Below are 18580 nucleotides of genomic sequence, written 5' to 3'. Positions count from 1 at the left end.
GCCGGCCGCGCGTACCTATTTAGGCTGGCTGCTTTTCCTCACGAGAACATCGCCATGCCGGTCTGGATGCAAACCGCGGCCTTGCTCACCCTGTCCAACATCTTCATGACCTTCGCCTGGTACGGCCATCTGAAGACCATGAACAGCAAGCCCTGGCTGGTCGCGGCGCTGGTCAGCTGGGGCATCGCGCTGTTCGAGTACCTGATCATGGTGCCGGCCAACCGCATCGGTTACACCGAGATGTCGGTGGGCCAGCTGAAGATCATGCAGGAGGTGATCACCCTGGCGGTGTTCGTTCCCTTCAGCGTCTACGTGATGCAGCAGCCGCTGAAGCTGGACTACCTGTGGGCGGGCCTGTGCCTGCTCGGCGCGGTGTACTTTATCTTCCGCACCTGAGGCCGGCAGCGACCGAGCGCGTCAGATGGGCGGCGAATGACGCCAGCAAGCCCGCCCGGAGCCGGGCGGGCGCTGCAGTTTTAGAACCTGTTTACGATCTCGCGAGCTAGAGCCAAGCTAGGCAAAAACAGGTGAGGAAGCGCAGTTTACGAATGGTAAATGAGCATTCCGAACCTGTTTTTAACGACGCTTGGCCGACGCGCAGCAGATCGTAAGCAGGTTCTCAGGGGCGCTGCTTGAGGCGGGCAATCAGGCTGGATGTATCCCAGCGGCCACCGCCCATGGCCTGCACATCGGCATAGAACTGATCGACCAGCGCCGTCACCGGCAGCTGCGCGCCGTTGCGGCGGGCCTCTTCCAGCAGGATCGACAGGTCCTTGCGCATCCAGTCCACGGCGAAGCCGAAGTCGAACTTGCCCTCCAGCATGGTCTGGTGGCGATTCTCCAGCTGCCAGGACTGCGCCGCGCCCTTGCTGATCACTTCCATCGCCGCATAGCCGTCGAGACCGGCGCACTGGGCGAAATGCAGCGCCTCGGACAGGCCCTGGACCAGGCCGCCGATGCAGATCTGGTTGACCATCTTGGTCAGCTGGCCGCTGCCCACCGGGCCCATCAGCTTGATCATCTTGGCGTAGGCGTCGATCACCGGCTCGGCGCGCTTGTAGAAAGCCTCCTCGCCGCCGACCATCACCGTCAGCATGCCGTTCTCGGCGCCGGCCTGGCCGCCGGATACCGGTGCATCGAGAAAGCCCAGGCCCTGCTCGGCAGCAACGGCGGCCAGCTCGCGGGCGACATTGGCCGAGGCGGTGGTGTGGTCGACCAGTATCGAGCCGGCCTCCATGCCGGCGAAGGCGCCGTCCGGGCCGAGCAGTACGCTGCGCAAGTCATCGTCGTTGCCGACGCAGGTCATCACGAACTCGGAGCCCTGGGCCGCCTCGCGCGGGGTGGGCGCCGACTCGCCGGCGAACTCGTCTTCCCACAGCTGCACCTTGGCCGGCGAGCGGTTGTACACGCAGACCTCGTGGCCTTCGCACGCCAGATGCCCGGCCATGGGAAAACCCATCACGCCCAGACCGATAAATGCCACCTTTGCCATGCACCACCTCCTCGCTAACTAGTGTCCAAGCATAGCCCGGATCGAGGGGCGGCCGGCCAGCACAGCTGCATGGCAAAACTGTGCAAGGCGCTATGCCCGGCACCATACTCACCGGCAACCATGGAGGGAATCTATGCGGCACTGGCTGATCATCGACCTGGAAGCCACCACCGAAGAAGGTGGCTGGCCGCTGGCAGACATGGAAATCATCGAGATCGGCGCCAGCCTGGTAGCCCCCGATGGCCACGAACTAGAGCACTTCCAGCGCTTCGTCCGCCCCCTGCGCCGCCCCGTCCTGACCGCCTTCTGCCGCGAGCTGACCCATATCAGCCAGGCGCAGATCGACGGCGCGCCGTCGCTGGGCCAGGTCTGGCCACAGTTCGAACGCTGGCTGGAGCCCCATCTGCCACACCTGGCGGGCTGGGGTAGCTGGGGCGATTACGACCGCCGTCAGCTGCAGCAGGAATGGCAGCGCCACGATCTGTGCAGCTGCCTGCAGGACATCCCGCACCACAATCTCAAGCAGAGCTTCGCCGACAGCCGCCAACTCAAGCGCGCCGTGGGCCTGCAAGGCGCGCTGCAGCTGACCGGCCTGCAGTTCCAGGGCCGCCAGCACCGGGCCTTGGAAGATGCACGCAACACCGCCCGGCTCCTGCCGCTGATATTTGCCCCCTGAGGGCTGACTGAGACGGGCTGGTTGGGCATACTGGCGGGCCTTTTTTGACCCTTCCGAGGAGCCCGCCATGTTCAAGGTCAACGAATACTTCGACGGCACCGTCAAATCCATCGGCTTCGCCATGAGCGAAGGCCCGGCCACCATCGGCGTCATGGCTCCGGGCGAGTACGAGTTCGGCACCGCCCAGCTGGAAGTGATGCACGTGGTCGCCGGCGCCCTGACCGTCAAGCTGCCGGGCAGCGACAACTGGGAAACCTTCGAAGCCGGCAGCAAGTTCACCGTGCCGGGCAATAGCAAGTTCCAGCTGAAGGTCGCCGTGGACACCGCCTATCTCTGCGAATACCGCTGATCTAGGTCGGCACTGTACGAGAAGTGCCTGCGCATCGGCGATGCGTCGTTAAAAATGGGTTCGGAATGCTCATTAACAATCTGTTAACTCCGCTTCCTCACCCATTTTTGCCTAGCCTCACCTTCGCTCGACGACTCCTCGCACAGCGCCTAAATTGAAGAACCGGCCCCAGTGGCCGGTTTTTTATTGCAGTACCGCTCGGAATCCATCATGTCGCGCTCCACCTCCATCGCCCTGCCCATCGCCCTGTTGGTGGTCGCCATGACCTCGATCCAGAGCGGCGCCTCTCTGGCCAAAAGCCTGTTCCCGCTGATCGGCCCCGAGGGCACCACCGCCCTGCGCCTGAGCCTGGCGGCGTTGATCCTGTGCATCGTCATGCGCCCATGGCGCAGCCGCCCCAATTTCGCCGCCTGGCGCTCGCTGCTCGGCTACGGCCTGGCGCTGGGAGCGATGAACCTGCTGTTCTACATGTCGCTGAAGACCATTCCACTGGGCATCGCCGTGGCTCTGGAGTTCACCGGCCCGCTGGCCCTGGCGCTGCTCTCCTCGCGCCGCCTGCTGGATTTCGTGTGGATCGCCCTGGCCGTGCTGGGCCTCTGGCTGCTGTTGCCCGACACCAGCGCCAGCGACCATCTCGACCCGCTGGGCATGGCCCTGGCCCTGGGCGCCGGTGTGTGCTGGGCGCTGTACATCCTGTTTGGGCAGAAGGCCGGTGCCGCCCACGGCGCGCAGACCGTGGCCTTCGGCACCGTAGTCGCCGCACTGCTGGTGTTCCCGGTGGGGCTCTGGCAAGTCGGCGGCGGACTCTTCTCGGTGGACCTGCTGCCAGTGGCCCTGGCCGTGGCGGTGATGTCCTCGGCCCTGCCCTACAGCCTGGAGATGTTCGCCCTCACTCGCATGCCGGCGCGCACCTTCAGCGTGCTAATGAGCCTGGAGCCAGCCATCGCTGCCCTTTCCGGCCTGATCTTCCTCAGCGAGAACCTGAGCCCGATGCAGTGGCTGGCGATCGGCGCCATCATCCTCGCCTCGACGGGTGCGGCGGCCACCATCAAGCCGCGCGCACACGCCTGATCAGAGCTGGCGCAGCGCGCTGCTGATCGCCAGCCCGTCCAGCTCCGCCAGGTATTCCTCCAGCGTCAGCAACCCCAGGCACGGCATCGCGCCACGGGCATCCAGCGTGCCGGCGGCCAGCTTGCGGGCCAGGGCGACGGCGGCCATGCAGGGGATGTTCGGGCCGTCGTTGTTTTCGGCCAGCAATTCCCAGCACAGCGTCAACGGCTGGCCGCTCTGGTCGAAGCCGCTCAGGCGTACGAACATGCCGCTGCGGCCGTCGCCGAACGGCTCCACCGACACGGCGCGGCGATGCAGGAAGTCGGTCAGCGGCACCGCGCTGCGCAGCAGGCCGGCGCGCACCAGCCAGGCCAGCGCCCAGGTGCCGAACTGGGTCAAGCGCAAGCCGACCCCGGCCGAGAAACGCACACTGCGCACACCCGGATAGCGCGCCGGGAACAGCTGCAGATCGGGAATATCGCAGTTGGCCACCCATCGCGGACCGAGCGGCGCCGGAAAGTCGTGACGCGCCAGGTCCTGCCAGCCGAACACCTCGCACCAGGCACCGTCACGCCATTGCTGGAACGGCTTGCCGCAGTAGTCCAGCACCGCCGCCAGGGTCGAGGCGCCCGGCGTTTTCTCCGAGGAACTGATGCCGTGCCAGATATCGTCCAGACGGGAGAAGCGCGGCAGCAGGCTGTCGATCACCCCGCCCGCCAGTGCCGGCACCGAGCTGGCGCCGCCGCAGACCAGCACCCCAGCCGCTTTCGCCGCCGCATCCAGCTCGCCTATAGCGCAGACGAAGGCGCGGGCATCCGCCAGGTCGGCGTAATGCAGGCCAGCCTCGATCGCGGCGCGAGCCACCCGATAGTCCTGGCGCTGGAACGGCCCGGCGGTGGAAATCAGCAGCTGTGCGCCCAGGCCACGCAGGCGCTCCGCCAGATCGGCAGCGTTCATGTCCAGCTGCAACGCCTGGGTGCCGGTCTGCACCGCCAGCGCCTCGGCCTTGGCCAGGTCGCGCCCGGCCACCCACACGCGCATGCCGGCGATAGCCGCCAGCTTGCGCACGATGACCTGGCCGAAATTGCCGTAACCGCCCAGCACCACCACACCAAATTCCTTGTGCACCATTGCTCCTTAACGACGCTCGGTATTGAACTGCAGCTGCGCCAGACGTGCGTACAGCGGATTGCTTGCCACCAACTCGGCGTGAGTGCCGATGGCCTGCAGCCGGCCGCGGTCGACCACGGCGATGCGGTCGGCGTTCTGCACGGTGGCCAGGCGGTGGGCGATGACCAGCGTGGTGCGGCCGCGCATCAGCCCCGGCAGCGCCTGCTGGATCAAGTGTTCGCTCTCGGCATCCAGTGCGCTGGTGGCCTCGTCGAGCAGCAGGATCGGCGCATCGGTGAGCAACGCGCGGGCAATCGCCAGGCGCTGGCGCTGGCCGCCCGAGAGGCCCAGCCCGGCCTCGCCCAAGTGGGTCTGATAACCCTGCGGCAGACGCTCGATAAACTCGTGAGCGTGAGCCGCGCGCGCCGCCGCTTCGACCTCGGCGGCGCTGGCATCCGGGCGCCCGTAGCGCAGGTTGTCCTCCACCGAGCCGAAGAACAGCGCCGGACTCTGCGACACCAGGGCGAAGCAGCGGCGCAGATCGGCCGGATCGAGACGCTGGATCGGCACACCCTCCACCAGCACCTCGCCCTCCTGCGGATCGAAGAAGCGCAGCAGCAGATCGAACAGGGTCGACTTGCCGGCGCCGGACGGACCGACCAGGGCCAGGGTCTCGCCAGCACGTATCGCCAGGTCGATGCCATCGATGGCCGGCTGCTCCGGCCGCGCCGGATAGAAGAAGCGCACGCCATGCAGTTCGACTTCGCCGCTAACGCGTGCTGGCAGTTGCAGCAAACCTTCGCTGGGCGCGGTGATGGCATTGCGCGTGCGCAGCAGTTCGGCGATGCGCTCGGCGGCACCGGCCGCGCTCTGCAGCTCGCCGATCACCTCGCTGATGGCGCCGAAGGACATGCCGACGATCAGGCTGTAGAACACGAACGCGGCCAGGTCACCGCCGCTGATGCGCCCGGCGATCACGTCCATGCCGCCGACCCAGAGCATGGCGCCCACGGCGCCGAGCACCAGCACGATGACCACGGTAATCAGCCAGGCGCGCTGGCGGATGCGCTTGCCGGCGGTGGCGAAGGCCGCCTCCACGGTGCCGGCGAAACGCTGGCGGTCCTGGGCCTGGTGGTTGTAGGCCTGCACCGTCTTGATCTGGCCGAGGGTCTCGCCGATATAGCTGCCCACGTCGGCGACCCGGTCCTGGGTCTGCCGGGACAGCGCGCGCACGCGGCGGCCGAAGATCAGGATCGGCGCCACCACCAGCGGCAGCGAACAGACCACGATGGCACTGAGCTTGGGATTGGTAACGAACAGCAGGATGACCCCGCCGATCAGCATGATGCCGTTGCGCAGGGCCATGGACAGCGACGAGCCGATCACCGTCTGCAGCAGCGTGGTATCGGCGGTCAGGCGCGTCTGGATCTCCGAGGCGCGGTTGCTCTCGTAGAAGCCCGGATGCAGGTCGATCAGGTGGTCGAACACCTTGCGCCGGATATCCGCGACGAAGCGTTCGCCGATCCAGCTGACCAGGTAGAAGCGGGTGAAAGTACCGACCGCCAGGGCCAGCACCAGCACGAAGAACAGCGCGATGGACTGGTTCAGCGCGCTCTGCGACTGGGTCGCCAGGCCCTGGTCCACCAGCAGGCGGATGCCCTGGCCCATGGACAGGGTGATGGCGGCGGTGAACATCAGCGCGGCCAGGGCGCCGACCAGGCGCCAGCGGTACGGCGCGACGAAGCGCCAGGCCAGGCTCAATGCCTGGCGACGGCTCTCCGAGAACAGGCTCATGGACGCGGCTCGTCGGCGTCGAGGAAGCGCCTTTGGTGGTCGGCGTCGGGCAGCAAGCAAGTGTCGTAGCGGCCGAACAGGCGGTAGCGATTCAGGGCGATGCGGTCGTAGCACCAGTCGCGCAATACACGCGGCAGACAGCGCAGGATGGCCAGCAGACGCCAGGCGCCGGGCAGCTGGGCGACGATGCGCAGTACGGCATCGGAACGGACGAACAGCGTCTCGCCTTCCACGTAGGCCATGGTCTCGAAGGCATCGGTGGGCAGACCGAACCAGGCCAGGATCGCCTGCCCCTCGGCCGACTGCACCGAGCACAGGCGGAACCGCCGCGCGTGGTCATGGCGGATCAGGAACTTCGCCCAGCCGTTGCACAGCCGACACACGCCGTCGAACAGCACGACACGCTCGCCGGCCTGGATATGGGGTGGTAATGCCATCGAGACCTCCGAAAATCCTGCGGCGGATGCTAACTCATTGAGCCCAGCGCTGGCCTCAGTCAGCGAAGCGATAGTGACCGGTGATGGCGAAGCCGAACAGGATGTCCTCTTCCTGCGTGCCCCGACCGATGTTGTGCAGCACCAGCGGCACACCAGCCGGACTGCGGCGGTCGGAGACGATGCCGATATGAGTCAGGCCGCGCCCCAGATCCCAGGTGACGATGTCGCCGGCCCGGTACTCCGCCGGCTTGTCGCTGACCTTCAGCGCCAGGCCCTGGCGCCTGAACCAGGTCATCAGATTGGGCACGCGACGGTGATCGATATTGCGGTCGGTGCGCTTCAGCCCCCAGTTCTTCGGGTACAGCGCGAAGTGCGCGCGCATGTCCTCATGCACGCTCTGCTGCAGGTCCAGGCCCTGCTCGCGCAGGGCACGGATCACCACATCCGTGCACACGCCAGTGCTCAGCGGCACGTCGCCGCCGGGGTAGTCCAGCTGGCGGTAGAGCGGGTCGTAGCTCAGGGTCACGCCGACCTGGCTGCGGGCGTCGAGCACCAGGCGTTGCGGGTCGATACCCGCCGCCGCCCAGGCCGGGGCCAGGGCGCACAGCAGAAGCAGAAGCAGGAGATAGCGCATGGTCATTCCTTGCGCTCGGCGTACCGCGGCAGATCGTCGTCCAGCTCCCACCAGTTGGCCTTGGAGTCGGCATATATGTGCCAGCCCGGACGGCTCGCCACCTCGCCCAGTAGGCTGCCGACGCGAATGCGCAGCACGCCCGGCAGCTGGCTGGTGCGGCTATAGATGGGCGAGCCGCAGCGCGAGCAGAACACCCGCTGCTTGCCGGGCGAGGGCTCGAAGGCCTGCAGGCGTTCGGCGCCGCTGAGCAGGTGGAACGCGGCTTCGCTGACCGGGATATTGCTGGCAAACGGCGTGCCTTGTGCCCGCCGGCACTGGCTGCAATGACATAGCTGGATGGGCGCCAGCTCACCCTCGATCTGGTAGCGAATCTCGCCGCACAGGCAGCTTCCCTGATGCATGGCCTTCTCCTGTTAACGCAATGGGTAAAGCAGCTCTTCCCTGTAGCCCGCCCACACCCGCACGGCATCGGGGAAGGCCTCGTCCAGCGCCGGATCGCCGCTGTCCACCAGCAAGGGGCGACCCTCGAGAGTGCCGAGCTTGCGCTTGGTGGCGATCACCCGCAGGTGGTCGAGGCCGATGGCGCGCAGCACCCGTGGGCTGATCTGCTGGTTGCCGCGACCGATGATATGGCCCTGGCCGCCGATGGCAGTGACCAGCAGGCGCGCCGGATGGCCGTCGATCAACTCGAACAGCTGCGCCTCGGTCACGTCGCGGGCGATCACCGCGCCGTCCTCGATCACGTCCACACCCAGCAGGGTGGTCTCCAGGCCCAGGTTCTGCGCCAGGCCATGCAGGGTCGAGCCGGGGCCGAACACGTAGCGCACGCCGTCTTCCCAGCTTTCCTGCAGCCAGTCGGCCAGGTCCACCAGCACCAGCTCTTCGGATTCCATGCCGCCCTGTTTGACGTGCTGCATGAACTCGCCCTCCACCGGCACGCACATCTCGCCGTAATGGCGTGCGCCCACCTTGCCCTCGCGCAGGGCCGCTTCATCTATATCGCGCACTTCGCCGCTGGACAGGCGCACCAGGCCACCCTCGATCAGGCGCAGGGCCATCTGCCCGGCGGCGCGTGGGCTGATGGCATAGACCGCGGAATGGATCTTCACCCCGGCGGGGATGCCCAGTACCGGCTGGTCCTCGCGCACCGCGCTGCACACATCGCGCGCGGTGCCGTCGCCGCCGGCGAACAGGATCAGCGCGCAGCCGGCGTCCTGCAGGGCGCGCACCGCGGCCTGGGTATCCGCGGCCGTGGTCGGGCCTTCGGCCAGACGGCCCAACACCCGGTGGGCGTAGCCCAGCTCGCTCAGCAGATCGGCACCCATGGCGCCGGGAAAGGTGACGAACTGCAGGCGCTCGGCCGCCGGCCGCAGGCATTCCAGGGCGATGCGCGTACGCTCCGCGGCGCGCGGCTCGGCACCACGGGCCAGAGCCTCGGCGGCCACGCCGTCGCTGCCCTTGAGCGCCGCCGGGCCGCCAAGGCCGGCCAGCGGATTGATGATCAGGCCCAGATGGAAAACACTCATAGCCACTCCAATACGGCGCACCGTTCGGTGCCGCGGAAAAACCTCTCGCGCCGGTTGTCACGGCGCCTTCATCTGCCCGTCCTAGACTTTCCACACAGTCCGGAGGAAACGGTCATGAAAGTGCAACAGCAGTCCCCGCAACCCCACGTCAAACCCGCCAATCTGCCGCAACCCTTGGGCGGCGCCATCATCGACGCCGAGGGTCGGGAAATTCCCATCACCGAGCAGATGATCCAGCAGGCCTGTCGCGCCTTGGACAAGGCCTGGCAGGCGCCACGCCAGGCATCCTGACGCGCATTCTGCCACGGCCGGGCGCTGCGCTATTACCTCCGATGTAATTGCCGCCTTGCCGGGGCGCGGGTAGAAAGAAGGCCATAGCGTTCTTCAAGGCCTGCCCATGCCCACCACCACTTCCTATCCAGCCCGCCAGGGCGACAGCTTCGGCAACCTGCTGAAAACCTGGCGCCTGCGCCGCGGACTCAGTCAACTGGCCTTCGCCGAGATCGCGGCAACCTCACAGCGGCATATCAGCTTCCTCGAGAGTGGCCGCTCGCAGCCGAGCCGGCCGATGATCTTGCAGTTGGCCGCCAGCCTCGACCTGCCCTTGCACGAGCGTAACACCCTGCTGGCTGCCGCCGGCTTCGCCGCAGTATTTCGCGACAGCCCGCTGGAGGCGGCGGAATCCGCCTTCGTGCGCCAAGCCATCGAACTGCTGCTGGCCAAGCAGGAGCCCTATCCGGCCGCGTTGATCGACTGCCGCTGGAATCAGCTGCGCACCAACCGCGCCGGCGAACACTTCTCCTCCTTCCTGATGGACGAGCCGCCCCCAGCGGAGGTCTTCGGCCCCCAGGGTGCGCCCAACCTGATCAAGCTGCTGCTCCACCCCAGGGGCCTGCGTTCGAAGGTGGTGAACTGGCTGGAGTTGTCGGCCTTCCTGATCCAGCGCCTGCGTGCCGAGGCCCTGCGCGTCGGTGGTGACGCACTGACCGAGCGGCTGTTCGACGAGATCGCCTGCTTCCCGGACATGCCCGAGCAGTGGCCGGCCCTGGGCGCCGGCCAGCTGGATAGCCCGGTGCTGATGACGCACTTCCGCAAGAACGGCATCGACCTACGCTTCTTCACCACCATCACCACCCTGGGTGCGCCGCTGGATGCCGGCCTCGAGCAGCTGCGCCTGGAATCCTACTTTCCGGCGGACGAGGCCACCGAGGCCTTCATGCGCCAATTCGCCTGATGGAGATATACCCATGAACCTGTGGTTCCGTCTGATCCGCATGCTGCTGACCTTCCGCTGGCGCCCGCGCGTGCACCCGTTGGGCACCAGCGTGCTGCACATGCGCGTGCTGCCCAACGACCTGGACTTCAACGGCCACGTCAACAATGGCCGCTACCTGACCCTGGCCGACGTGGCGCGCATGGATTTCGTGCTTCGCACCGGCGCCGCTCGGGTGGCCTGGCGGCACAGGGCGCTGCCGATAGTGGGCGACGCCACGGCCAAGTTCCGTCGCGACCTCAGGCCCTTCGAGCGCTTCGAGGTGCACAGCCGGGTGCTGGGCTGGGAGGGCAAGTGGACCTTTATCGAGCACCGCTTCGTGCGCCGCGGCCGGGTGCTCGGCACGGTGCTGATCCGTGGCCTGTTCAAGGCGCCTGGCGGCACCCTGGACCCGCGCGAGTTCGCCGTCGACCTGGGACAGAGTCCGGATTCACCAGCGCTGCCGGCCTGGGTGCTGGAATGGCACCGCAGCTGCGATAGCCTGAGCCAGCACCTGCGCGAGGAAGAGAAGGACGCAGCGTTGCCGGAAGCGGCCTGAGCCTAGAGCAGCGTGCAGCCCAGTGCGCCGACCAGCGCCGCCAGGTGCGGCGCGTCACCCTCCAGGCGTACCTGCAGGCCGTCGATCTCGCGACGATAGGGATAGTGCTTGCGTAAACGGTCGAAGGCCGCCTTGCGCTGCGCCACATCGCCGACCAGGGAACGGCGGAAGTCGGCATCGTCGCGACGCGGGTCGTATACCGCGCGGCACAGGCTGGCCAGCGCCCAGTCGATGCCAGCGTCCTCATGCAGGCCCATCTCGGCGAGCCAGGGCGACGGCAGCAGGTCCGCCAGCTTCACACGCTCCTCCAGCCCCATGACGCGGCAATAGGCCTGGTAGATCTGCGCCGTGCCGCGCAGCTTGCCGTCCAGGCTGTAGCCGGCGATATGCGGGGTGGCGATCTGGCACAGCGCGGCCAGCTCGGGGTCGGCCAGTGGCTCGCCTTCCCATACGTCCAGCGCCACGCGCAGATCGGCGCCGCCCTGCAGATGAATCTTGAGCGCGGCGTTGTCCACCACCGGCCCGCGACTGGCGTTGATCAGCCAGGCGCCGGGCTTGAGCCGACGCAGTTGCTCGGCGCCGAGCAGATGGCGCGTACCGGCATCCAGCGGGGTGTGCAGGCTGATCACATCGCACTCAGCAAGGATGTTCGCCAGATCGACGAAGTCGCCGCCCTCGGCGGCCTGGCGTGGTGGGTCGCAGACCCGCACATTCCAGCCCAGACCACGCAGCACCTCGACCAGGCGCCCGCCGACCTGGCCGGCACCGACCACGCCGTAGGTCAGCTCCGGCAACTTGGCGCCAGTGCTTTCCGCCAGCGCCAGCAGGCAGCCGAGCACATAGTCCACCACGCCGCGAGCGTTGCAGCCGGGGGCGCTGGACCAGGCGATGCCGGCCTCGGCGAAGTAGTCCAGGTCGAGATGGTCGGTACCGATGGTACAGGTGCCGACGAAGCGCACCTTGCTGCCTGCCAAAAGTGCGCGGTCGACCTGGGTCACCGAGCGCACCAGCAGCACCTCGGCATCGCCCAGGGCGGCGCGGTCGATGGCCCGGCCGGGGTGACGGCCGATCGGGCCGAAGGCGCCGAAGAATTCGTCGAGCAGCGGGATGTTTTCGTCGGCGACTATCTGCATGGGGCTCTCCGGTAGCGGTGCGCCATTCTATCGCCGCGGCCGACGAATAGCCGCTCTTTCGCCTGCGGGTAATACAGGTGCCGAGGCCGCTCTGCTCCCCTCTCCCTCCGGGAGAGGGGCCGGGGGTGAGGGCCTTAAACCCGGCAAGCGCCTCCCTCACCCTAGCCCTTTCCAGCAGGAGGAGGGAACTGGGCACGAGCTCTCGACTGAAGGACAGCGCGCTTTCCTGACCAGCCAGACAGGGCTAGACTAGCGCGCCTCCCTGCTCCATCCCGCCGGACCACCCCATGCACGCCCTCTCCCGCTCCGCCCGCACCCTGGCCGAAATCCGCGCCCTGCTGGCGCTGGCCACGCCGATCATCATCGCCCAACTGGCCTACACCTCGATGGGCTTCGTCGATACCGTTATGGCCGGCCGGGTCAGCGCGCGCGACCTGGCCGGCGTGGCCCTGGGCAACTCGCTGTGGGTGCCGGTGTTCCTGCTGATGAATGGCACCCTGCTGGCTACCACGGCCAAGGTGGCGCAACGCTTCGGCGCCGGCAAAGAGGCGGAAAATGGCCCGCTGGTACGTCAGGCATTGTGGCTGGCCCTGGCCATCGGCACGCTGTGCGCGGTGCTGCTGTGGAACGCCGAGCCGGTGCTGCGCCTGATGGGCGTGGACGCCGAGCTCAGCGCCCTGGCCATGGGCTACTTGCGCGGCGTGGCCTGCGGCTTCCCGGCCACGGCGCTGTACCAGGTGCTGCGCTGCTTCAGCGACGGGCTCGGTCGCACCCGGCCAAGCATGGTGCTGGGTATCTGCGGCCTGCTGCTGAACATCCCGCTCAACTACGTGCTGATCTACGGCCACCTCGGCTTCCCGGCCCTGGGCGGCGTCGGCTGCGGCTGGGCCACCGGTGTGGTGATGTGGTGCAGCCTGCTGGGCATGCTGTGGTGGGTGCGCTGGGCGCCAGTTTATCGCCCCAGCGGCTTGTTCCAGCGCTTCGACTGGCCCCAGTGGCCGGTGATCCGCCGTCTGCTCAGCGTCGGCCTGCCCATCGGCGTGTCCATCTTCGCCGAATCGAGCATCTTCTCGGTGATCGCCCTGCTGATCGGCGGCCTCGGCGCCACCGTGGTGGCCGGGCACCAGATCGCGCTCAACTTCAGCTCGATGATCTTCATGATCCCCTACTCCCTGGCCATGGCGGCCACGGTACGGGTCGGCCAGTCCATCGGCCGCGGCGCACCGCGTGATGCGCGCTTCGCCGCCGGCGTGGCGATGGGCACGGCGCTGACCTACGCCTGCCTGTCGGCGAGCCTGGTGCTGTTGCTGCGCGAGCAGATCGCCACCATCTACAGCCCGGACCCGACGGTGATCGCCATGGCCGCCACCCTGCTGGTGTACTCGGCGCTGTTCCAGTTCTCCGACGCCGTGCAGGTCACCGCCGCCGGCGCCCTGCGCGGCTACCAGGACACCCGCGCGACCATGCTGATCACCCTGTTCGCCTATTGGGGTATCGGCCTGCCGGTGGGTTACGCGCTGGGGCTGTCCGACTGGCTGGGCCAGCCATCCGGGCCCAGCGGCCTGTGGCAAGGATTGGTGGTAGGACTGACCTGCGCCGCCGTGCTGCTCGGCATCCGCCTGGCGCGCAGCGCGCGTCGGCGCATTCACGCTCAGTCGGCGAGCGCGACGGTAGCGGCCAGCGCCGCCCAGTAGTCGGCGGAAAGTAGCTCGCGGCCCGCCAGCAGATGGGCCAGGTAGCCGCTGCTGGGCGCCAGCCCCTCGCTGCGCCAGGCCGGATTGGCGATGTAGATCCAGGCGGAGACGGCCCCTCGCTCGGTTTCGATGCGCATGCGTTCGCGGCTGTAGTAGATCGGCGTGCCTTCGAACACATCCAACTTGAAGATCTCGCGATCGTCGGCCAGGCGATAGAGCACGCCTTCCACCACGCCGCCGGCCTGGTGGCGGATATTGGCGTAGGCCCGACCGGGATTGTCGTGGGCACGCTTGTTGAAGCTCAGGGCATAGCCCGGCAACCGCGCCGCCATCATCTCCTCGACGACCAGGCCGCGCGCCTGCATGCGCGCGGGATTCATGTTGGAGCCGTAGGCGAAGTAGTAAGGCATGTCGGAACCTGGCCGCAGGGAACGGCAGCGGGTCAATCGAGCTTCTTGCGAATCCAGTACTGGTAGGTGCCGCCGTCCTCGCCCTGCTCCAGCAGCTCGTGGCCGAGGAAGATGCAGAACTTGGGGATATCGCGCTTGGTCGAGGGATCGGTGGCGAGCACCTTGAGCAGGCCGCCGGCCGGCAGATCGCGCACCTTGTTGTGCAGCATCATCACCGGCTCCGGGCAGTTGAGGCCGCAGGCGTCGAGAATGGCGTCGGGTTGCAGGGACATGGGCTACTCCGAGAAACAGGCGGCTATTGTGGCGCAAAGGACAACACGCGCCCAGCGCGGGAGGCCGAACGGCTGCCCCAGGAGTGCCAGGCCAGGGACGCCACTGGACCTTGTAGGAGCGAGCTTTGCTCGCGAATGACAGCACCGAGGCTACAACCGATCGCGAGCAGAGAGCTCGGCGCCACCCTCGCTCCTACTTCATCACAGACGCCGCAGGTGGCAGGTGACTTCCTCGCGGTCGTGGTAGAGCTGCTTGCAGGCGATGGAGACCTTGATCTTGCGCGCGGCGAAGGCATCCTCCAGACGCTGCAGCAGCTTGCACACCTCGGCGTAGCGCTGCTTCATCGGCAGCTTGAGGTTGACCACCGCCTCGCGGCAGTGCGCGCCACCGATCCACTCCTCGACCATCGCCGTGGTGCGCGCCGGCTTCTCGACGATGTCGCAGACCATCCAGTCCACCGGCTGCTTGGGCTTCCAGGTGAAGCCATCGACCATCAGGTGGGTGACCAGGCCGGTGTCCATCAGGCTCTCGGCCATGGGACCGTTGTCGATGGCGGTAACCAGCATGCCGCGCTTGACCAGCTGATAGGTCCAACCGCCCGGCGCCGCACCCAGGTCGACGCCGGTCATCTCGTCCGACAGCCGCGTCTCCCACTGCTCGCGCGGGATGAAGGTGTGCCAGGCCTCCTCCAGCTTGAGGGTCGAGCGGCTCGGCGCCTCGCGCGGGAACTTCAGGCGCGGGATACCCATGGGCCAGAGCGCCTGGTTGTTGGCCTCGGCGATGCCGAGGAACACCTCGCGACCGCTCTTGAAGGTCAGCAGCAGGCGCGGTTTGCTCGGGTCGTCGACCAGCTTGCCGGCCTTCTCCAGCGCCTTGCGCAGCGGGCCCTCGAACTTCTTGCAGAAGTTCGACAGCTCCTTGCCGTCGTTGGTATCGAAGACCTCCAGCCACAGGCTGCCGCACTGTGGATACTCGGCCAGCGCCTGCAGCAGCACGCTGATGCGATCGGTCTCCGGCAACTGCAGGTAGCTGCCACGCGCCCACTGGCGCGGGAAGATCAGCTTGCTGAAGCGCAGCGCGCGCATCAGGCGTTCGGCGCCCTGGGGCTCGCTGCAGACGAATTCGGCGTGGGCGCTGCTCGGCTTGGACTTGGCGTAGCCGGCCACTTCCAGGCGCGCGGCGTGGTCGCTGATCTCGGCGCAAACCTCGCCCTCGAAACCGGGGCGGCAGTGCAGTAGTAGGGTGTTCATCGGCGGTTCTCCTCAGGCCGCGCATGATAGCGGAGTCGGGCCCTTCGTCGGGAACCCGGGGCGCGTCTGGCCGGTCCAGTGCAGTGGCAGGAGCTGACCTGACGGTCTAGTTTCAGAGGTTCAACCGTGCAGGAGTCCCACCATGCCTTCCCTGGATAGCCTGAAATGCCGACGTGACCTGCAGGTAGGCGCCAAGACCTACCGCTACTACAGCCTGCCGGAGGCCGCCAAGCGCCTCGGCAATCTCGACCGCCTGCCCATGTCGCTCAAGGTGCTGCTGGAAAACCTGCTGCGCTTCGAGGACGACCACACCGTCAGCCCACGCGATATCCAGGCCATGGTCGACTGGCTCGGCGAGCGCCGTTCCGACCACGAGATCCAGTACCGCCCGGCGCGGGTGCTGATGCAGGACTTCACCGGCGTGCCGGCGGTGGTCGACCTGGCCGCCATGCGCGCGGCCATGGCCCAGGCCGGTGGCGACCCGCAGAAGATCAATCCGCTGTCGCCGGTGGACCTGGTGATCGACCATTCGGTGATGGTCGACAAATACGCCTCGCCCGCCGCCTTCGGCCAGAACGTCGATATCGAGATGCAGCGCAACGGCGAGCGCTACGCCTTCCTGCGCTGGGGGCAGAACGCCTTCGCCAACTTCAGCGTGGTGCCGCCGGGCACCGGCATCTGCCACCAGGTCAACCTGGAGTACCTGGCCCGCACCGTGTGGACCAAGGACGAGGACGGCGCCACCCTCGCCTTCCCCGACACCCTGGTCGGTACCGACTCGCACACCACCATGGTCAACGGTCTCGGCGTGCTCGGCTGGGGCGTGGGCGGCATCGAGGCCGAGGCAGCCATGCTCGGCCAACCGGTGTCGATGCTGATACCCGAGGTGATCGGTTTCAAGCTCAGCGGCAAGCTGAAGGAAGGCATCACCGCCACCGACCTGGTGCTGACCGTCACCCAGATGCTGCGCAAGAAGGGTGTGGTCGGCAAATTCGTCGAGTTCTATGGCGACGGTTTGGCCGACCTGCCCCTGGCCGATCGCGCCACCATCGCCAACATGGCCCCGGAGTACGGCGCCACCTGTGGCTTCTTCCCGGTGGACGACATCACCCTCGGCTACCTGCGCCTGTCCGGTCGCCCTGAGGAGGTGGTGCAGCTGGTCGAGGCCTACGCCAAGACCCAGGGCCTGTGGCGCCTGCCCGGCCACGAGCCGTTGTTCACTGACAGCCTGGAGCTCGACCTGGGCAGCGTCGAAGCCAGCCTGGCCGGGCCCAAGCGCCCGCAGGACCGGGTAGCGCTGCCGGACGTGCCGGCCGCCTTCGAGGACTTCCTCGGCGTGCAGCTGAAACCGCCGGCCAAGGAGGAAGGCCGCCTGCTCAGCGAAGGCGGTGGCGGCGTGGCGGTGGGCAATGCCGATCAGGTCGCGGAGGTCGACTACGCCGACCAGGGCCAGACCTACCGGCTGAAGACCGGCGCCGTGGTGATCGCCGCCATCACCTCCTGCACCAACACCTCCAACCCCAGCGTGATGATGGCCGCCGGCCTGGTGGCGAAGAAGGCGGTGGAGAAAGGTCTGAGCCGCCGGCCCTGGGTGAAGAGTTCGCTGGCGCCCGGCTCCAAGGTGGTCACCGAGTACTTCAAGGCCGCCGGCCTGACGCCCTACCTCGACCAACTGGGCTTCGACCTGGTCGGCTACGGCTGCACCACCTGCATCGGTAACTCCGGCCCGCTGCTGGAGCCGATCGAGGCGGCCATCCAGCAGGCCGACCTGACGGTGGCCTCGGTGCTGTCCGGCAACCGCAACTTCGAGGGGCGTGTGCATCCGCTGGTCAAGGCCAACTGGCTGGCGTCGCCGCCGCTGGTGGTGGCCTACGCCCTGGCCGGCAACGTGCGCATCGACCTCAGCCGCGAGCCGCTAGGCACTGGCAAGGATGGCCAGCCGGTGTATCTGAAAGACATCTGGCCGAGCCAGCGCGAAATTGCCGATGCCATCGCCAAGGTCGACACCGCCATGTTCCGCAAGGAATACGCCGAGGTGTTCGCCGGCGACGCCCAGTGGCAGGCCATCGCCGTGCCGCAGGCGGCCACCTACGAGTGGCAGGCCGATTCCACCTATATCCAGCATCCACCGTTCTTCAGCGATATCGCCGGCGTCCCGCCGCGCGTGGGCGATATCCACGGCGCGCGCATCCTCGCTCTGCTCGGCGACTCGGTGACCACCGACCACATCTCCCCCGCCGGCAACATCAAGAAGGACAGCCCGGCCGGGCGCTACCTGAGCGAGCACGGCGTGGCGCCGGTGGACTTCAACTCCTACGGCTCGCGGCGCGGCAACCACGAGGTGATGATGCGCGGCACCTTCGCCAATATCCGCATCCGCAACGAGATGCTGGGCGGCGAGGAAGGCGGCAACACCCTGCATCTGCCGGGCGGCGACAAGCTGGCGATCTTTGATGCGGCCATGCGCTACCAGGCCGAGGGCGTGCCGCTGGTGATCTTCGCCGGCAAGGAGTACGGCACCGGCTCATCCCGCGACTGGGCGGCCAAGGGCACCAACCTGCTCGGGGTGAAGGCGGTGATCGCCGAAAGCTTCGAGCGCATCCACCGCTCCAACCTGGTCGGCATGGGCGTGCTGCCCCTGCAGTTCATGGCTGGCCAGGATCGCAAGAGCCTGGGCCTGAGCGGACGCGAGAAGGTCGATATCGGTGGCCTGGACGGCGTCGAACTGCGCCCGCACATGACCCTGACCCTGGATATCCAGCGCGAGGACGGCAGCCAGCAGAAGGTCGAGGTGCTGTGCCGCATCGACACGCAGAACGAGGTGGAGTACTTCAAGGCCGGCGGCATCCTGCACTACGTGCTGCGCCAGCTGTTGAAAGCATGAGGTTGGCTGGGCTGCCCGCGCCGCGGGAGAGCGGTACGCCGCCCGGGCCACCCTACC

20 protein-coding genes are annotated in these 18580 nt (G+C 67.4%); 9 read left to right on the top strand and 11 right to left on the bottom strand.

Features of this window, described 5'->3' with window-relative positions; genetic code table 11:
- Positions 1–54: 54 nt before the first annotated feature.
- Positions 55–396, top strand: a complete 342-nt coding sequence (locus N7607_RS17565) for a DMT family protein (RefSeq protein WP_192320870.1) — start codon at positions 55–57, stop codon at positions 394–396.
- A gap of 223 nt (positions 397–619) precedes the next feature.
- On the opposite strand, the gene N7607_RS17560 is transcribed toward N7607_RS17565, so the two are convergent.
- On the bottom strand, positions 620–1492 hold the full coding sequence (locus N7607_RS17560; RefSeq protein ID WP_279866542.1) for an NAD(P)-dependent oxidoreductase: 873 nt from the start codon (positions 1490–1492) through the stop codon (positions 620–622).
- Positions 1493–1625: 133 nt separating this feature from the next.
- Here N7607_RS17560 and N7607_RS17555 point away from each other — a divergent pair, with 133 nt between their 5' ends.
- The 3 genes from N7607_RS17555 (at position 1626) to rhtA (ending at position 3588) form a co-directional block, all read left to right on the top strand.
- The gene (locus N7607_RS17555; RefSeq protein WP_279866541.1) at positions 1626–2168 is read left to right on the top strand and encodes an exonuclease domain-containing protein; all 543 of its coding nucleotides are present in this window, start codon (positions 1626–1628) and stop codon (positions 2166–2168) included.
- 67 nt (positions 2169–2235) lie between these two features.
- Complete coding sequence (locus N7607_RS17550) at positions 2236–2517, top strand: pyrimidine/purine nucleoside phosphorylase (protein WP_137972982.1); 282 nt, start codon at positions 2236–2238, stop codon at positions 2515–2517.
- Positions 2518–2727: 210 nt separating this feature from the next.
- On the top strand, positions 2728–3588 hold the full coding sequence (gene rhtA, locus N7607_RS17545; protein WP_279866540.1) for a threonine/homoserine exporter RhtA: 861 nt from the start codon (positions 2728–2730) through the stop codon (positions 3586–3588).
- Here the strand turns inward: rhtA and N7607_RS17540 are convergent, their stop codons facing one another.
- From N7607_RS17540 to N7607_RS17515, 6 genes are read right to left on the bottom strand one after another with little or no spacing between them, the layout of a single operon-like run.
- The gene (locus N7607_RS17540) at positions 3589–4695 is read right to left on the bottom strand and encodes a saccharopine dehydrogenase NADP-binding domain-containing protein (RefSeq protein ID WP_279866539.1); all 1107 of its coding nucleotides are present in this window, start codon (positions 4693–4695) and stop codon (positions 3589–3591) included. It lies immediately after the preceding gene.
- Between the two features lie 9 nt (positions 4696–4704).
- A complete protein-coding gene (locus tag N7607_RS17535) occupies positions 4705–6471 on the bottom strand; it encodes an ABC transporter transmembrane domain-containing protein (protein WP_279866538.1) in 1767 nt (588 codons plus the stop codon).
- Positions 6468–6908 carry a thiol-disulfide oxidoreductase DCC family protein gene (locus tag N7607_RS17530; RefSeq protein ID WP_279866537.1) on the bottom strand — a complete coding sequence of 147 codons (441 nt, stop codon included), beginning with the start codon at positions 6906–6908 and terminating at the stop codon, positions 6468–6470. Before N7607_RS17530 ends, N7607_RS17535 begins: the two co-directional genes overlap by 4 nt.
- Before the next feature lie 55 nt (positions 6909–6963).
- Positions 6964–7542 carry a DUF1287 domain-containing protein gene (locus tag N7607_RS17525; protein WP_279866536.1) on the bottom strand — a complete coding sequence of 193 codons (579 nt, stop codon included), beginning with the start codon at positions 7540–7542 and terminating at the stop codon, positions 6964–6966.
- Positions 7543–7544: 2 nt separating this feature from the next.
- Positions 7545–7943, bottom strand: coding sequence for a GFA family protein (locus N7607_RS17520; protein WP_279866535.1), 399 nt, complete (start codon positions 7941–7943; stop codon positions 7545–7547).
- 12 nt (positions 7944–7955) lie between these two features.
- The gene (locus tag N7607_RS17515) at positions 7956–9068 is read right to left on the bottom strand and encodes an ATP-NAD kinase family protein (RefSeq protein ID WP_279866534.1); all 1113 of its coding nucleotides are present in this window, start codon (positions 9066–9068) and stop codon (positions 7956–7958) included.
- A gap of 114 nt (positions 9069–9182) precedes the next feature.
- On the opposite strand from N7607_RS17515, the gene N7607_RS17510 reads away from it, so the two are divergent.
- The 3 genes from N7607_RS17510 to N7607_RS17500 all read left to right on the top strand — a co-directional run bounded on the left by N7607_RS17510 (position 9183) and on the right by N7607_RS17500 (position 10879).
- Positions 9183–9359, top strand: coding sequence for a PA1571 family protein (locus N7607_RS17510; protein ID WP_279866533.1), 177 nt, complete (start codon positions 9183–9185; stop codon positions 9357–9359).
- A 106-nt stretch (positions 9360–9465) separates the two neighbouring features.
- Complete coding sequence (locus N7607_RS17505; protein WP_279866532.1) at positions 9466–10302, top strand: helix-turn-helix transcriptional regulator; 837 nt, start codon at positions 9466–9468, stop codon at positions 10300–10302.
- A 13-nt stretch (positions 10303–10315) separates the two neighbouring features.
- Positions 10316–10879 (top strand): thioesterase family protein, encoded by a 564-nt coding sequence (locus N7607_RS17500; protein WP_279866531.1) that lies wholly within the window; start codon positions 10316–10318, stop codon positions 10877–10879.
- Between the two features lie 2 nt (positions 10880–10881).
- Here N7607_RS17500 and pdxB read toward each other — a convergent pair whose 3' ends face one another.
- Positions 10882–12012, bottom strand: coding sequence for a 4-phosphoerythronate dehydrogenase PdxB (gene pdxB / locus N7607_RS17495; RefSeq protein WP_279866530.1), 1131 nt, complete (start codon positions 12010–12012; stop codon positions 10882–10884).
- Between the two features lie 287 nt (positions 12013–12299).
- Between pdxB and N7607_RS17490 the strand changes: the two genes are divergently transcribed.
- Entirely contained in the window at positions 12300–13706 is a 1407-nt protein-coding gene (locus N7607_RS17490) for an MATE family efflux transporter (protein ID WP_279866529.1), read from the top strand.
- Here the strand turns inward: N7607_RS17490 and N7607_RS17485 are convergent.
- The 3 genes from N7607_RS17485 to rlmM all read right to left on the bottom strand — a co-directional run bounded on the left by N7607_RS17485 (position 13664) and on the right by rlmM (position 15639).
- Complete coding sequence (locus N7607_RS17485; RefSeq protein ID WP_279866528.1) at positions 13664–14116, bottom strand: gamma-glutamylcyclotransferase; 453 nt, start codon at positions 14114–14116, stop codon at positions 13664–13666. The genes N7607_RS17490 and N7607_RS17485 overlap by 43 nt on opposite strands.
- Before the next feature lie 32 nt (positions 14117–14148).
- On the bottom strand, positions 14149–14388 hold the full coding sequence (gene tusA / locus N7607_RS17480) for a sulfurtransferase TusA (RefSeq protein WP_279866527.1): 240 nt from the start codon (positions 14386–14388) through the stop codon (positions 14149–14151).
- A gap of 201 nt (positions 14389–14589) precedes the next feature.
- A complete protein-coding gene (rlmM, locus tag N7607_RS17475) occupies positions 14590–15639 on the bottom strand; it encodes a 23S rRNA (cytidine(2498)-2'-O)-methyltransferase RlmM (protein ID WP_279866526.1) in 1050 nt (349 codons plus the stop codon).
- Positions 15640–15781: 142 nt separating this feature from the next.
- On the opposite strand from rlmM, the gene acnA reads away from it, so the two are divergent.
- On the top strand, positions 15782–18523 hold the full coding sequence (gene acnA, locus N7607_RS17470; RefSeq protein WP_279866525.1) for an aconitate hydratase AcnA: 2742 nt from the start codon (positions 15782–15784) through the stop codon (positions 18521–18523).
- Positions 18524–18580: the final 57 nt, after the last annotated feature.

Origin of the sequence: Pseudomonas sp. GD04019 (assembly GCF_029837695.1) — a bacterium.
In the GTDB taxonomy this organism is placed as follows: domain Bacteria; phylum Pseudomonadota; class Gammaproteobacteria; order Pseudomonadales; family Pseudomonadaceae; genus Aquipseudomonas.
This window is presented reverse-complemented; position numbering and strand designations above follow the sequence as displayed.